The sequence below is a fragment of the Streptomyces sp. NPDC102441 genome, assembly GCF_044765585.1.
Taxonomy (GTDB): domain Bacteria; phylum Actinomycetota; class Actinomycetes; order Streptomycetales; family Streptomycetaceae; genus Streptomyces.
This window is the reverse complement of the sequence record NZ_JBIWKH010000013.1, coordinates 187,387-202,148: the sequence shown is the minus strand read 5'-3', so window position 1 is coordinate 202,148 and position 14,762 is coordinate 187,387. Positions and strand designations below refer to the sequence as shown.

Here is a 14,762-nt window from a genome sequence, read left to right as displayed (position 1 = left end):
CGGCACTCCATGACGACGCGCGCGGCCCTGCTCGTCCTCGCCGACGGCCGGTTCCCCGCCGGTGGGCACGCCCACTCCGGTGGTGCCGAGCCGGCCGTCAAGGCGGGACGCATCCGGAACGCCGAGGACCTGGCGGACTTCTGCCTGGGCCGGCTCCACACCACCGGACTCACCTCCGCCGCCCTGGCCGCCGCCGCGACCCAGGGCCTCGATCCGCTCGCCCTCGACGAGGCCGCGGACGCCCGGACGCCTTCGCCCGCCCTCAGGAACGTGGCCCGCAAGCTGGGCCGGCAGCTCATGAGGGCGGCGCGGGCTACCTGGCCGAGCGCCGAACTGGCCGCGCTCGCCGAAGCCCGGCCACGCGGTGCCCACCAGCCGGTCGTCCTCGGGCTCACCGCACGTGCCGCCGGTCTGGAACCCGCCGACGCCGCACACTGCGTCGCCTACGAAACGGTCAGCGGCCCGGCCACGGCGGTGGTCCGTCTGCTGTCCCTGGACCCCTTCGAGGCCACCGCTGTCCTCGCCCGGCTCGCGCCCGCCCTCGACCAGGTCGCCGAACAGGCCGCCGAGGCCGCGCGGCACGGCATCGAAGCCCTGCCCGCCGCTTCCGCCCCGCTGCTCGACATCTTCGCCGAGGCCCACGCGGCCTGGTCCGTCCGCCTGTTCGCGTCCTGATCCCGCGAACCCCAGCTCACCGTCATCACCAGGAGCCGCACCCATGCATCTCGACCACGCGCACCACGGCCCGGCTGCCGTCAGCGCCGACTCCACGCGCCCCGACGGCACCCGCCGCGCGCTGCGGATCGGCCTGGGGGGACCGGTCGGATCGGGCAAGACGGCCACCGTCGCCGCCCTCTGCCGCACACTGCGCGACCGGGTCTCCATCGCCGTCGTCACCAACGACATCTACACCCGCGAGGACGCCGCCTTCCTGCTCCGCAACGCGGTGCTGCCGCCCGAGCGCATCCAGGCCGTCGAGACCGGCGCCTGCCCCCACACCGCGATCCGGGACGACATCTCCGCCAACCTCGAAGCGGTCGAGGACCTGGAGGCCTCCGTGGGGCCCCTCGATCTCATCCTCGTCGAGTCGGGCGGGGACAACCTCACCGCGACCTTCTCCAAGGGCCTCGTCGACGCACAGGTCTTCGTGATCGACGTCGCGGGCGGTGACGACATCCCCCGCAAGGGCGGTCCAGGTGTCACCACCGCCGATCTGCTCGTCATCAACAAGACCGACCTCGCCCCCTACGTCGGCTCCGACCTGGACCGGATGGCACGCGACTCCGCCGAACAGCGCGGTGACCTCCCCGTGGTGTTCACCTCACTGACGGGTGCCGACGGCGTCGCCCCCGTCGCCGACTGGGTGCGGGCACGGCTCGCGGACTGGACCGCATGAGCGTCACGGCCACCGCCAGGATCACGGCGGCCACAGACGGGCGGGGGTCCACCGTGCTCCCGGTCCTCGAGAGCGAGGGGCCGCTCGCCCTGCGCCGGACCAGATCGCCGGATCCCGCCCGCGCGCGTGTCACCGTTGTCGGCGCGATGAGCGCACCGCTCGGCGGCGACCGGCTCGCCGTCGAGGCCCGGGTGGAGAACGGCGCCCGGGTGACGGTGGACTCCGCCGCCGCCACCGTGGCGCTGCCGGGGGCCGGCCCGGACGCCGGCGCCGCCTCGTACGACGTGCGCCTCGGCGTGGGGGAGGGGGCGGAACTCCACTGGATCCCCGAACAGATCGTCTCCGCGCACGGCAGCGAGCTCGACATGACCACCCGGGCAGAACTCGCCGGCACCGCACGCCTGGTGCTGCGTGAGGAACAGATCCTGGGCCGGCACGGCGAGCTCACCGGCCGGCTCTCGACGCGTCTGACCGTGCGCAGAGCCGGGCGGCCGCTGCTCGACCAGCAGTTGGCCTACGGGCCTGGAGCGCCCGGCGGCTGGGACGGCGGGGCCGTCCTGGGCGGCCACCGTGCCGTGGGGCAGCTGCTGCTCGTCGACCCCGCGTTCGACGGCGGCCTTCCCGCGCCACGGCTGCTCGGCCCCACCGCCGCGCTCACCCCCCTGGCCGGCCCCGCCGTCCTGGTGACGGCGCTCGCCGCCGACGCACGGCTGCTGCGCGCGGTGCTGGACGAGGCGCTGGAAGGTCTGCTGAAGGAGGCAAAGGCCCTTCGAGGAGCGTGAGTTCGCTCAGCGGGACAGAGGTCTCCGGTTATTGGTTCGGTAAAGAAACATGCGTACGCCCTGTTCTCAGCAGCCTCACAGACGAAAGGATCCTCCTGGACGCATGAACCAATGCGCCGCGAGCGTGCGGCGCATCACACAGGGGGAGGTTCCACTTGAGACGCACAGCGATGCTCGGTTCGGCCGGCACTCTGATCGCGGGCACGCTCATAGCGGGGGCGATAGCCGCACCGGCCGCCGGTGCCGACGGCCGGCACCACGGCGACCAGGAGGCGCGCGGTGTCCAGATCGCCGCGGCCCGGGCGGCGAAGGCCGGAATCGACTGGACGGACTGTCCGGCCGACTGGGCGATCGCCGCACCCATCCAGTGCGGCTGGGTGAGCGTTCCGCTCGACTACGCCAAGCCGAACGGCAAGCGGATCAAGCTCGCGGTCGACCGGCACGTCAGCACGGGCACGAAGGACGAACGCCAGGGCGCGCTCGTCTACAACCCCGGAGGCCCCGGCGGCTCGGGCATGGCGTTCCCCAAGCGCGTCGTCACCAAGAACCCGCTCTGGACGAAGACCGCGCAGGCATACGACTTCGTCGGCTTCGACCCGCGCGGGGTCGGCCACTCCGCGCCGATCTCCTGCATCGACCCGCAGGAGTCCGTGAAGGCCCCGAAGGCCGATCCGGTGCCGGGCAGCGAGGCCGACAAGCGGGCCCAGCGCAAGCTCGCGGCCGAGTACGCCGACGGCTGCGCCGAGCGCAGCGGCGACATGCTGCCGCACATGACGACGCCCAACACCGCACGCGACCTCGATGTCATCCGCGCCGCGCTCGGTGAGCGGAAGCTCAACTTCCTGGGTGTCTCCTACGGCACCTACCTTGGCGCGGTCTACGGCACGCTCTTCCCGTCGCACGTACGCCGTATGGTCGTCGACAGCGTGGTCGACCCCGCGAAGGACAACATCTGGTACGAGGCCAACCTCAACCAGGACATCGCCTTCCAGACACGCTGGAACGACTGGAAGGCGTGGGTCGCCGAGAACGACGCGGCCTACCACATCGGTGACACGCCCGAGAAGGTCGAGCAGGCCTGGCTGACCCTGCGCGCCGCGGCCAAGAAGAGCCCGATCGGCGGCGTCCTCGGCCCCGCCGAACTCATCGGATTCTTCCAGGGCGCGCCGTACTACGACTCCGCCTGGGCGCCCACCGCACAGGTCTGGAGCGACTACCTGGGCGGCGACACCCAGGCGCTGATCGACGCCGCGGCACCCGACCTGTCGGACACCGCGGGCAACATCAGCTCGGAGAACGGCAACGCCGTGTACACGGCGGTCGAGTGCGCGGACGCGAAGTGGCCCACCAGCTGGAAGAAGTGGGACCGCGACAACACCCGGCTGCACCAGGAGTACCCGTTCATGACCTGGGCCAACGCCTGGATGAACCTGCCGTGTGCGACCTGGCCGGCCAAGCAGCAGACCCCGCTGGACGTCCGTACCGGCAAGGGCCTGCCTCCGGTGCTGATCGTGCAGTCCACACGCGACGCCGCCACCCCGTACGAGGGCGCCGTCGAGCTGCACAAGCGCTTCAAGGGCTCTCGTCTCATCACCGAGAAGGGCGCCGGCTCGCACGGTGTCACCGGGCTGGTCAACCCCTGCATCAACGAGCGGGTGGACACCTACCTGCTCACGGGGAAGACCGACCGGCGCGACGTGACGTGCACTCCGCACGCCACACCGACGCCGTGATCACCACCTGACGTGAGCGGGCGGCCGATGTCTTCCGGCGGCCGCCCGTTCACCCCTCGGCCCGTGATGGCGTGCTCAGGCCTTCCTGTCGTACCGCTCCAGCCAGGCGTCCTCCGCGGCGTAGTCGAAGAGGGCCTCGCCGTAGCTGCGCAGCATCTTCGGGAAGGCGTGCCTCCAGTCGCGTCCGCGGAGCTGTGCGGCGAGCCATTCGACGGTCGGCGGCAGCGACTCGGCGTACCCCGTCACCGGGCGGTAGCCCAACTCCCGCTCGGCAGCCGACATGTCGTAGACGACGGGATGCGCGACGCTCCACGGTGTCTCCCCGATGCCGCCCTCGGGCGGCGCACCCGTCACCAGCACCGTCTCGGTCTCCAGGCCGAGCACCTCGTCGACGGCTGCGCCGATCTCGGCGACGGTCGGTGCCTGTGGATCCCCCGCGTTGAGCACCCGGGAGCCCGGCCGCAGAGCGGCGAGGCGTATCAGCTCGGCGACGTTGGACACATGGGCCGGATGGAAGCGGCTCGCCCCTTCGTACGCGAGGACTCGCCGTCGGCGTCCGTCCACCAGCCGCTTGACGAAGTACAGCTCGCGCGGCGTCCGGCCATGCGGCCCGTGGATCGCGCCCGCCCGGAGCAGCGTCACCGGCAACGCGTCGCCGGCCGCGAGCAGTTCCTGTTCGAGGAGGACCTTCCGCGTCCCGTACGTCCTGTCACCCGGGGCGACCGTGCGTTGTGTCTCCGGGAGCGGCACCGGATACTCCGGGAAGCCGTCCGGCTTGTCCTGCGTGTCGAAACTGCGGCCCGACGCGTCCTCGTACACCGCGCCGCTGGAGATGACGACCGCAGAGCCCACCCGGCCCGCGAGCCCGGCCAGCTGCGCGGCATGATCCCGGCCGAAGGCGACCACGTCGACGAGGACATCACAGCCGTCGCCCAGCGCCGCCTCCAGCGCCCCCTCCTCCTCGCGGTCCAGCGCGGCGGCGCGGACCCCCTCGCCCCAGTCGTCGTCCCGGCCGCCTCCGCGCGAGGCCGCCGTCACCTCCCAGCCGTCCTCGGCCAGAGCCCGCACCGCGGGACGGCCGATCTGTCCGGTGGCTCCCAGTACGAACGCTCGTCCTCTGCTCATACGGGAACGCTACGGGGGGCCCATCGGCCGGACCAGGGGAATCTGCCCACAGCAGATTCCCCGCTCAGCGTGGCCGACGTGGGAACTTCCTGGGCTCCTCGGCATGCGCCGCCTTCGCCTTGACCGCGTACTCGTCGACGTACTCCTGTCCGGAGAGGCCGAGGATGGCGTACATGATCTCGTCCGTGACCGCCCGGATCGCCGCCTTCTGGTCCTCAAGACCGGCGTAGCGGGAGAAGTCCAGCGGCTCGCCGAACCGGATCGTGACCCGCTTGACCTTGGGCATCTTCTGTCCGGGCGGCTGGATCTCGAACGTGCCGACCATCGCGCACGGCACGACCGGGACGCCCGCCCTGACGGCCATCACCGCGACGCCGACCTTGCCCTTGTACAGCCGCCCGTCGTGGGAGCGGGTGCCCTCCGGATAGATGCCCAGCAGTTCACCCTTGCTCAGCACCCCCAGACCCTCACGGATGGCCGCCTGCCCCGCCTCCTTGCCGGACCGGTCCACGGGGATCTGCCCGATGCTGTGGAAGAACGCCGCTGTCAGCTTCCCCTTGATCCCGGGGCCGGTGAAGTACTCGGCCTTCGCGAGGAACGTGATGCGGCGCTTGAGGATCGCGGGCATCAGGAAGTGGTCGGAGAAGGAGAGATGGTTGCCCGCGACGATGGCGGCACCGTCGTCGGGAATGTGTTCCAGCCCCTCGATACGGGGCCGGAACACCAGCCGGAGCAAGGGGCCCAGCACGACATACTTCAGGACGTAATAGAACACAGCTTCTCTCCTAGCCTTACGGACCGGGCTGTTGGCCGCGTTTCTGCCAGGTCACACGCGGTGTCGTCGCTGTCGGCCGACTCGACGGAGCGGCCGACTGCGGCTCGGCCCGTTGGGACTGGTACCCACTCCTTGTCGCCTCATCTGACGTACGCCGGCCGATGGTCCGTGCGGGGAACCCGCATCTCGGCTCGGGCGGTCGATCGTAGCCCTGTTCCCGGGACCTCCGGGAGGCCCTGCGCGGCGGGTGGCGCAGGTGCGGGACCCGCTGCGCACCGGTGTCACGGCCTCTCGACGGCCGGGCGCGGGGGAGGGTATCAGTTGCGTCCATCCGTCAGACTGGGCCGAGGAGCCGACGCCACGACGACGCCGCCGGCTGGATGATCACGATCCAGGACTGGAGCCTCAGGAATCCCATGGCCGGAATCACCGCCCTCACCCAGCTCTGCCCGCCTCCGGGCCAGGCCATGAACAGCCACTGGCAGGCGGTCGAAGCGAGCCTCGGCATGTCGCTGCCACAGGACTACAAACAGCTGGCCGACCGCTACGGGCCCGGAGTGTTCAACGACTACGTCCACGTCTACCACCCGCAGGGCATGACCGAGTTCGTCAACCTCACGGGCCCCATGCCCGGTCGGATCCGGGCACAGCTGCGCAAGGACGACGAACAGGGGACGCATCCCGTTCCGTACGATCCGGAGACGCTCTTCGCGTGCGCCGGAACCGACAACGGTGAGTACCTCTTCTGGATCACGGACCCCGCGGCGGACCCCGACCACTGGCGCATCGCGGTCAACGAGGCCCGGGGCCCGGGATGGTTCACGTACGACGGGACCTTGACCGCGTTCCTCACCGCGGTCCTCGGCGGGCAGGCCCAGGTACCCCTGTTCCCGGCCGGCCTCGTCGAGCCGTCCGCCCGCTTCGCACCCGCACGCCCCGTCCTCCGGGAGCCGGCCCCTCTCGCCGGCTCGCGGCCCGTCGACACCCGTTCGATCCGCTCCTGGGCACGGGCCCACGGCTACGCCGTGCCGCCCCGGGGACGGATCCCCCTGGGGGTCCGGGACGCCTGGGAGCGCAGGAAGCCGACGGAATGAGGCCCAGGGCCGGGCATGCCGCGTTGACCTTGTCACGGTGACAAGGTCTTCACTGTGGCCCAGGAGGTGGTAGCGATGACCCTGCCACAACAGGACACGCATGTGACGCGTGCCCTCCGAGGGCTGAAGGACGACCGCTCGTCCGTGCGGCTTCGGGCGGCCATGGCGGTCGGAACGGCTCCCGACCCCCGGTTCATCGACACGCTCGTCGAACGCTGCGCGGTCGAACCGGATTTCCAGGTACGCGAAATGCTCACCTGGGCGCTGACCCGCCAGTCGGCTCCGGCGACGGTCCCGGGGCTTCTCGGTGAACTCCGGTCGGAGTGTGCCCAGGCACGGAGCCAGGCCCTGCACACCCTGTCCAAGATCGGGGACCGGCAGGCATGGCCCGCGATCACCCCGGCGTTGCTGTCCGACGCCGACGACGAGGTGGCACGGAGCGCGTGGCGGGCGGCCGTCGTGCTCGTACCCGAAGGCGGGGAAGCCGGGCTGGCCGAGGCGCTGACAGCCCAGCTCGGCCGGGGCGGACGGGAGATGCAGCTGAGCCTCAGCCAGGCGCTGATCGCGCTCGGTGAGATGATCCTGCCGGTCCTGCGCGCGGCGACGGCACACCCCGTCCCGGCTGTGCGCGCCCACGCGATCGCCACGGAACGGCTGCTGCACGACCCGGACGCCGGCTTCGAGTTCGCGATCGAGGAGGCGAAGCGCGTGGTGGCCCTGGGGACGGCCGGAGGAGAGGGAAGCTAGTACGTGTTGATCGGTGAGGTGGCACGGCGGTCCGGGGTCAGCGCGCGCATGCTCCGGCATTACGAGTCGCTCGGGCTGCTGCGGCCGACGGGGAGGACCGGGGGCGGCTACCGGGAGTACTCCGAGGAAGACATCCGGCGGATCTTCCATATCGAGAGCCTGCGGTCGCTCGGCCTGTCGTTGCGTGACGTCGGCCGCGCGCTGGACGACCCGGGCTTCACCCCCTCCGCACTCGTGGAGGACCTGATCCGCGAGACACGCGAACGCGTCGCCCGCGAGACGGAGCTGCTCACCCGGCTCGACCGGATCGGAGCCGCGCAACCCGCCGGCTGGGAGGACGTCCTCCAGACCGTGGCACTCCTCCATGCCCTGAGGTCGGAGAGTGCCGGGCAGCGGCAGCGCGCGGCGCTGTCCTCGGCCGACGAGGCAGCGATGCCGGTGGAAGCACTGGTCGAGGCGGCACTGAGCGAGGCGGACCCGCATGTGGCCGGTGCGCTCCGCTGGGCCCTGGCGCGGTCGGGCGACGGCGGACCGGCGTTGCTGGCGGAGGGGCTCGTCTCACCGGCCGCGGAGGTGCGCAAGCGCGCCGTGCAGGCCCTCGTCGAGATCCCGGGGGACGAGGTGACCGCTCTGCTGCGGGGCGCCCTCGCGAGCGGTGACCTCGTGGTCCGCGGTTACGCGGCACTGGAACTCGGGGCGCGAGGCCTGGCCGAGGCGGTGCCGACGCTCATCGACATGATCGTCGAGGAGATGAGAGACGTCGACGCGGCCGACGCGCTCAGCGCGATGGCCGGGCGTCCCGCGTCGGCGGACCGGATCGCGGGCGGCCTCGTCGAGCGCCTCGCCCGGCCCGCCGCCGATCCGGCCGTACGCAGACGTCTGACCCAGGCCCTCGCGGACATCCCGGGTGCCACGACGGACCGCGCCCTCGAGGAGCTGTCGCACGACGAGGACCGCGGGGTCGCGGTCACCGCGGAATATCTGCTCGGCAGGCGGGCCGCGGAATGACGGCCGCCTCCCCCCGCCGGGCAGGCGGCGGGAGGACCGAGGCCGGGCACTCACACCTCAGGTGTCCCGGGTAGCGAGCATTCCCAGAGTGGCGAGTCCCAGGACCACCCAGCCGAACCAGAGCCAGCCGTTGCTCCCCAGTGCCACCGTGTACGCCGTCACCGCGACCAGCGCGCCGACCGTGAGCACTCCCATGGTTTTCGTGGATCCAGGCATGAGCGCACGCTCCTCACCCGGCCGCACGGCCGGTGAAGCCATGGTCACCCCTCGGGGGTGCCCACCGCTACTGCCCGCGCGCCTGCAATGAGGCGAGATAGGCGTTGTACGCCTTCAGCTCCTGGTCGCCGTCCCGGTCCGCGGCGCGGTCGGTGCGCTTGGCCGTCCGCTGCTCCGAGCGGTACCACTGGAAGACCAGTGCGATCAGCACCAGCACGGACGGGATCTCGCTGAAGGCCCACGCGATGCCGCCGGCCGCGGACTGGTCGCCCAGGGCATCGATGCCGAGCGAGGCCGGGGGATTCTCGTACGCCTTCACCATCGGCTGGCTCGCCATCATCAGCGCGATCCCGAAGAACGCGTGGAACGGCATGCCGGCGAAGAGCTCCAGCATCCGCATCACGTAACCGGGCCTGTGCGGGCCCGGGTCGATGCCCATGATCGGCCAGAAGAACACCAGGCCGACCGCGAGGAAGTGCACCATCATCGCGATGTGGCCCGTCCTCGACCCCATCAGGAAGTCGAACAACGGAGTGAAGTAGAGCCCGTACAGGCTCGCGATGAAGAGCGGGATCGTGAAGACCGGATGCGTGATGATCTTCATATAGCGACTGTGGAGCAGCTTGAGCAGCAGCTCGCGCGGTCCTGTACGGCCCCGCCCCGCCACGGGCAGCGCCCGCAACGTCAGTGTCACCGGGGCGCCGAGGAGCAGCAGGATCGGCGAGACCATGCTGATCACCATGTGCTGCACCATGTGCACGCTGAACATGACCATGCCGTAGTCGTTGAGTGCCGTACACATCACCAGGGCGATGGACAGCACGCCGATGACGAAGAACACGATCCGGTTCACCGGCCAGGCGTCGCCCCGCACGCGCAGCCGCACGACTCCGTAGCCGTACAGGACGAGAGCGGCGACGCAGCCGGCCAGGAAGAAGGGGTCCGCGGAGAACTCGAGCCCGCGTCCCAGCGTGAACGGCGGCAGATCCATGTTCATGCCGTGCCCGCCGTGATCCATCTCTTCACTCCCGCTGGGGACGTCCCCGTTTCGTGCCTGTTGTCCGGTCCAGACTAGAACCGCCCCCGGCCGCGGGTGCGGCCGGGGGCGGTTCCAGGGGTGTCGCGACGGATCAGAGCACGACCTGGGCCTCGGCGTAGCGCTCGGCCGGAACCGTCTTGAGGGTCTCCACGGCCGCCGCCAGCGGAACCATGGTGATGTCCGTGCCGCGCAGCGCCGTCATCATGCCGAACTCACCGCGGTGAGCGGCCTCCACCGCGTGCCAGCCGAAGCGGGTGGCCAGGACACGGTCGTACGCGGTCGGGGTGCCGCCGCGCTGCACATGGCCGAGGATCACCGGGCGGGCCTCCTTGCCGAGGCGCTGCTCCAGCTCACCGGAGAGCTGCGTCGCCACCCCGGCGAAGCGCTCGTGGCCGTAGATGTCCTTCGTGCCCTGGGCGAACTCCATGGAGCCCTCCCGGGGCTTGGCGCCCTCCGCCACGACGACGATCGCGAACTTCTTGCCGTCCGAGAAGCGCTTGCCGACCAGCGCGGTCAGCTCGTCGATGTCGAAGGGACGCTCGGGTACGACGATGGCGTGCGCACCGGCGGCCATGCCCGAGTGCAGCGCGATCCAGCCGGTGTGCCGGCCCATGACCTCGACGATCAGCACCCGCTGATGCGACTCGGCCGTCGTCTTCAGCCGGTCCAGCGCCTCGGTCGCGACCCCGACCGCCGTGTCGAAACCGAAGGTCACGTCGGTGGACGAGATGTCGTTGTCGATGGTCTTGGGCACACCGACGATGGGCAGGCCCGCCTCGGAGAGGAGGTTGGCGGCCTTCAGCGTGCCCTCGCCGCCGATCGGGATGATCGCGTCCAGCCCGAGATCGGCGACATGGCCCTTCGCGCGCTCGACGCCGTCACGCAGGTGCGCGGGCTGGACGCGGGAGGAACCGAGGATCGTGCCGCCACGGGCGAGGATGCCGCCGACCGCGTCGAGGTCGAGCTTGCGGTAGTCGCACTCGAGGAGGCCCTTCCAGCCGTCGTGGAAGCCGATGACCTCGTCGCCGTGGTCGACCACCGCGCGGTGCACGACGGAACGGATGACGGCGTTGAGGCCGGGGCAGTCGCCGCCGGAGGTGAGCACACCAATTCGCATTGCCCGGGAAACCTTTGCAACGTGGGCCGACGCCGGACCACGTCGTCCGGTTGGATCCCCGCCACCCTACCGGCGCGGGGTGGCCGGACCGAACCCACTGTCCGACTGCTGGACGTCCACCGGATGTACACCGGCCACGCACGAGCGGACCGGCCCTTCGGGAAGAGCCGGTCCGCAGGTGAGGTGCAGGGCGGGATACGTCAGGCGGGCTGGGCCGCCGCCGCGATCCGCTCGGCGCGCAGCGCCTCGTACCACCGGTCGTCGCACGGCGGCAGCGCGTTCACATCCAGGGCCAGCTTCAGCAGCAGGTCCGCGATCAGCGGGTTGCGTGCCAGGACCGGCCCGTGCATGTACGTACCGAAGACGGTGTCGTTGTACGCGCCCTCCGTGCCGTCACCCGTGCCGTTGCCCCGGCCGAGACGCACCCGGGCGAACGGACGCGCCGAGGGGCCGAGGTGGGTGATGCCCTGGTGGTTCTCGAAACCGGTCAGCGGCGGCAGCCCCAGGTTGGGATCGATGTCGCCGAGCACGTCGCCCACGCACCGGGCGCCCTCACCCCGGGTCGAGACGACGTCGAGCAGCCCGAGGCCGGGCTCGCGCTCGCCGAGGTCGTTGACGAACTCGTGTCCGAGGATCTGGTAGCCCGCGCAGACCGAGAAGATGATCGCGCCGTTCGCCGCGGCCCTGTTCAGACCGCCGTCACGGCGCAGCCGCTCCGAGGCGAGCCGCTGCGGCCGGTCCTCGCCGCCCCCGATCAGGTAGATGTCGCCCGACGTCGGGATGGGCTGGTCGCTGCGCACGTCCACGCGGGACACGTCGAGACCGCGCTGGCGGGCCCGGCGCTCCACCACCAGAGCATTGCCCTGGTCGCCGTAGGTGCTGAGGAGGTCGGGGTAGACCCACACCAGCCGCAGGCTGTTGTTGCTCATGCTTCGTCCTCTCCGGGGGTTGCCCGCGCGGGGGTCAGTTGCCGACACGACGGCGCAGATCCTGGAAGGCGGTGTAGTTGGCGATGACCTCGATGCGGCCGGGCGGAGCCATCTGGACGGCCTCGTCCAGGGTCTCGCAGACACGGAAGTCCAGTCCGGCCACCTCGAGCCGGACCGCCAGGTCCAGCTTGCGGTCACCGAGCACGAAGATCGGGTGACCGTAGAGCTGGGTGTAGTCGACGTCCCACAGCCAGGAGGTGTCCGTGCCGTCCGCGCCGCGGGCGTTCACCGAGAGGATCACCGGAGTGGGCGGCGGGTCGATCAGGGAGAACGTCTCGAGCCAGCCCGCCGGGTTCTTCGCCAGCAGGAGCCGGAGCTCACGGCCGAGGAAGGTGACGACGTCGTAGCGGCCCGCCACGGCCTGCACCTGGTACATGCGCTCCAGGGCGACCTGCGGGGGCACGCCGAAGACCGCTGCCACGGCGGCGGAGCTCGTGGCGTTGGCCTTGTTGGCCCGGCCCGGCAGCTGGAGGTGGATCGGCCACGCCGAACCGTGCGGGTCCAGGACGTAGTCGCCGTTCAGTGCCCAGCTGGGCGCAGGCCGGCGGAAACCGCACTCGCCGCAGAACCAGTCGTCACCGGGGCGCTGCATCACGCCGCCGCAGGACGGGCAGGACCACGCGTCGTCCTTCCACGCCTGTCCCGCCGCGACCCACACCACGTTGGGGGAGGAGGAAGCGGCCCAGACGATCAGCGGGTCGTCGGCGTTGGCCACGATCACGGCCTTGGAGCCCGACAGGCCCTCACGCCACTTCTCGGCCAGCATCCGGGTCTCCGCCGCGCGGTCCAGCTGGTCGCGGGAGAGGTTGAGCAGCGCGATCACCTTCGGCGTCGTGTCGCGTGCCACACCCGCGAGGTACTTCTCGTCGACCTCGATCACGCCGTACCGCGCGTCCGAGCCGCCTGCCAGCGCGGAGGTGATCCCCGCGGGCATGTTGGCTCCGAGCGCGTTCGACACGACGGGCCCCGCGGCCGTGAGCGCCTCCGCGATCAGCCGGGTGGTGGTCGTCTTGCCGTTCGTCGCGGACACGAGGATCACGTCCAGGTGCTGCGCCAGCCGCCCGAGCAGGTCGGGGTCGAGCTTGAGCGCCACCCGGCCGCCGATCACCGATCCGCTGCCGCGCCCCGCAGCGCGCGACACCGCCGCCGCGGCCTTGCCCGCCGTCACGGCGAGCTTGGCCCGCGGCGACAACGGCTCCGTGTTGCCTGCCATCGTCCTAGATCCTCCTTGCGTAAGTCCTCGCCCAGCCTATCGATGTCCGGCGCGGCGACCGCACCTCGGCACCACGGGGAACGTGGAGGTCACGTGGAACGTACTCTTCTTCCCATGCGAAACCGCCCGATCCCCGGCAGTTCCGGACGCGTTCGTGCCATGAGTCTGCTCGGTGCCCCGGTGCTGCACAGTCCCTGCGACGAGGTCACGGACTTCGGGCCGCGGCTCGCCCGGCTGGTGGAGGACATGTTCGCCACCATGTACGCCGCGAACGGTGTGGGGCTCGCCGCGAACCAGATCGGTTTCCCCCTGAGGGTGTTCGTCTTCGACTGTCCGGACGATGACGAGGTCCGGCACCTGGGCCATGTCGTCAATCCGGTACTCGTCGAGGCGGACGGCATCACCGTACGCGGAGCTGAGGGCTGCCTCTCGCTCCCGGGGCTCGAGGCGGGCACCCCGCGTTTCGACCACGCGGTCGTGGAGGGCCGGACGGTGACGGGGGAGCCGGTGCGGATCACCGGCACCGGCTGGTTCGCGCGCTGCCTGCAGCACGAGTGCGACCACCTCGACGGTCTGGTCTACACGGACCGGCTGACGGGCCTGCGCCGCGCCAGGGCGCTGCGCGCGGCCCGGCGGGCTCCATGGGGGCGCAGGGCCGCCGACGGCTGATCCCCCGGGCCCGCGGGACACCGAAGGCCCGGGCAGGAAGCCTCCGGGCTCAGAACGGCTGGCCGCCGGGCAGGTCACCGGCCTCGGCGAGCCTGCCCCAGAGCAGGTCGGCGAGGCTGCGTACGAGCTGCTCGCGTGAGCACGGCCGGTCACCCAGCCACCAGTCACCGGCGGCGTGCATCATGCCGACGATGCCGTGGCCCCAGATGCGGGCCATCTGCTCGCTGTCGGGACCGAGATCGACCCGCTCCGCTATCACCTTTCCCAGCTCCTCGCCGAGTCGGCGCAGCAGCGGCGCGGAGTGCCGGCCGACGTCGAAGCCCTGTTCGGGCGAGGGGGCCGCGTCGTCGGACGGGTGCATCAGGAAGCGGTAGACCTGGGGGCGCGCCTCGATCGCCGCGAGGTAGGTGTCCAGGGTCGCCTCGACCCGCTGGCGCCGCTCGGACGGTGCGTCGAGCGAGGCCCGCAGGGCGCTCAGCAGCGCGTCGGTGTGGCGTTTGGCGAGAGCCCGGTAGAGGCCGCCCTTGTCGCCGAAGTGCCGGTAGAGGATGGGCTTGGTGATCCCGGCCTCCGCGGCGATGGCGTTCATCGACGCCTTCGGGCCGTCCCTGAGCACCACCCGGTCCGCTGCTTCGAGCAGCTCCCGGCGGCGTCGTTCGGCCGCGGTCCGCTGCCGTTCGGCACCTCTTGTGGTCTCCATGTCGTCTTCTCCCGCCCCGCCCAGCTGTCCTGCGATCTCGTCACGCCCGGGCAACGTAACACCCTGGTCTGCCGTGTGCGGATCCGCAGTTGACCGGTTGACAGAGGCTACTTGCTGGTAACAGACTGTTGTTACCGCTAGTAACGGGTTTATCCGGAA

The 14,762-nt window shown here is 71.1% G+C and carries 16 protein-coding genes; 8 read left to right on the top strand and 8 right to left on the bottom strand.

Features of this window, described 5'->3' with window-relative positions; genetic code table 11:
* Window positions 1-9 precede the first annotated feature (9 nt).
* The 4 genes from ACIREO_RS27455 (at window position 10) to ACIREO_RS27440 (ending at window position 3,911) form a co-directional block, all read left to right on the top strand.
* On the top strand, window positions 10-675 hold the full coding sequence (locus tag ACIREO_RS27455) for an urease accessory protein UreF (RefSeq protein WP_404114856.1): 666 nt from the start codon (window positions 10-12) through the stop codon (window positions 673-675).
* 43 nt (window positions 676-718) lie between these two features.
* Window positions 719-1,396 carry an urease accessory protein UreG gene (ureG, locus tag ACIREO_RS27450; protein WP_404114854.1) on the top strand — a complete coding sequence of 226 codons (678 nt, stop codon included), beginning with the start codon at window positions 719-721 and terminating at the stop codon, window positions 1,394-1,396.
* Window positions 1,393-2,178 carry an urease accessory protein UreD gene (locus ACIREO_RS27445; RefSeq protein ID WP_404114851.1) on the top strand — a complete coding sequence of 262 codons (786 nt, stop codon included), beginning with the start codon at window positions 1,393-1,395 and terminating at the stop codon, window positions 2,176-2,178. Before ureG ends, ACIREO_RS27445 begins: the two co-directional genes overlap by 4 nt.
* Before the next feature lie 170 nt (window positions 2,179-2,348).
* Entirely contained in the window at window positions 2,349-3,911 is a 1,563-nt protein-coding gene (locus ACIREO_RS27440) for an alpha/beta hydrolase (protein ID WP_404115096.1), read from the top strand.
* Between the two features lie 75 nt (window positions 3,912-3,986).
* On the opposite strand, the gene ACIREO_RS27435 is transcribed toward ACIREO_RS27440, so the two are convergent.
* Window positions 3,987-5,036, bottom strand: coding sequence for an NAD-dependent epimerase/dehydratase family protein (locus ACIREO_RS27435; RefSeq protein WP_404114848.1), 1,050 nt, complete (start codon window positions 5,034-5,036; stop codon window positions 3,987-3,989).
* Window positions 5,037-5,100: 64 nt separating this feature from the next.
* Window positions 5,101-5,811, bottom strand: a complete 711-nt coding sequence (locus ACIREO_RS27430) for a lysophospholipid acyltransferase family protein (RefSeq protein ID WP_404114846.1) — start codon at window positions 5,809-5,811, stop codon at window positions 5,101-5,103.
* Window positions 5,812-6,227: 416 nt separating this feature from the next.
* On the opposite strand from ACIREO_RS27430, the gene ACIREO_RS27425 reads away from it, so the two are divergent.
* The 3 genes from ACIREO_RS27425 (at window position 6,228) to ACIREO_RS27415 (ending at window position 8,660) form a co-directional block, all read left to right on the top strand.
* Window positions 6,228-6,905, top strand: a complete 678-nt coding sequence (locus tag ACIREO_RS27425; protein WP_404114844.1) for an SMI1/KNR4 family protein — start codon at window positions 6,228-6,230, stop codon at window positions 6,903-6,905.
* Window positions 6,906-6,980: 75 nt separating this feature from the next.
* Window positions 6,981-7,652, top strand: coding sequence for a HEAT repeat domain-containing protein (locus ACIREO_RS27420; RefSeq protein WP_404114841.1), 672 nt, complete (start codon window positions 6,981-6,983; stop codon window positions 7,650-7,652).
* Between the two features lie 3 nt (window positions 7,653-7,655).
* Entirely contained in the window at window positions 7,656-8,660 is a 1,005-nt protein-coding gene (locus ACIREO_RS27415; protein WP_404114839.1) for a MerR family transcriptional regulator, read from the top strand.
* Window positions 8,661-8,717: 57 nt separating this feature from the next.
* On the opposite strand, the gene ACIREO_RS27410 is transcribed toward ACIREO_RS27415, so the two are convergent.
* From ACIREO_RS27410 to ACIREO_RS27390, 5 genes are all read right to left on the bottom strand, one after another.
* Entirely contained in the window at window positions 8,718-8,876 is a 159-nt protein-coding gene (locus ACIREO_RS27410) for a hypothetical protein (protein WP_107103313.1), read from the bottom strand.
* Window positions 8,877-8,943: 67 nt separating this feature from the next.
* Entirely contained in the window at window positions 8,944-9,894 is a 951-nt protein-coding gene (locus ACIREO_RS27405; RefSeq protein WP_404114836.1) for a cytochrome c oxidase assembly protein, read from the bottom strand.
* Window positions 9,895-10,006: 112 nt separating this feature from the next.
* On the bottom strand, window positions 10,007-11,032 hold the full coding sequence (locus ACIREO_RS27400; RefSeq protein ID WP_404114833.1) for a 6-phosphofructokinase: 1,026 nt from the start codon (window positions 11,030-11,032) through the stop codon (window positions 10,007-10,009).
* Window positions 11,033-11,232: 200 nt separating this feature from the next.
* The gene (locus ACIREO_RS27395; protein ID WP_404114831.1) at window positions 11,233-11,961 is read right to left on the bottom strand and encodes a type 1 glutamine amidotransferase; all 729 of its coding nucleotides are present in this window, start codon (window positions 11,959-11,961) and stop codon (window positions 11,233-11,235) included.
* A 34-nt stretch (window positions 11,962-11,995) separates the two neighbouring features.
* On the bottom strand, window positions 11,996-13,234 hold the full coding sequence (locus ACIREO_RS27390) for a MurT ligase domain-containing protein (RefSeq protein ID WP_031094061.1): 1,239 nt from the start codon (window positions 13,232-13,234) through the stop codon (window positions 11,996-11,998).
* A gap of 114 nt (window positions 13,235-13,348) precedes the next feature.
* Between ACIREO_RS27390 and def the strand changes: the two genes are divergently transcribed.
* Window positions 13,349-13,903: a peptide deformylase gene (gene def / locus ACIREO_RS27385; RefSeq protein ID WP_404114829.1), complete on the top strand. Its 555-nt coding sequence runs from the start codon at window positions 13,349-13,351 to the stop codon at window positions 13,901-13,903.
* Window positions 13,904-13,952: 49 nt separating this feature from the next.
* Here the strand turns inward: def and ACIREO_RS27380 are convergent, their stop codons facing one another.
* Entirely contained in the window at window positions 13,953-14,603 is a 651-nt protein-coding gene (locus ACIREO_RS27380; protein ID WP_404114827.1) for a TetR family transcriptional regulator, read from the bottom strand.
* Between the last annotated feature and the right edge of the window lie 159 nt (window positions 14,604-14,762).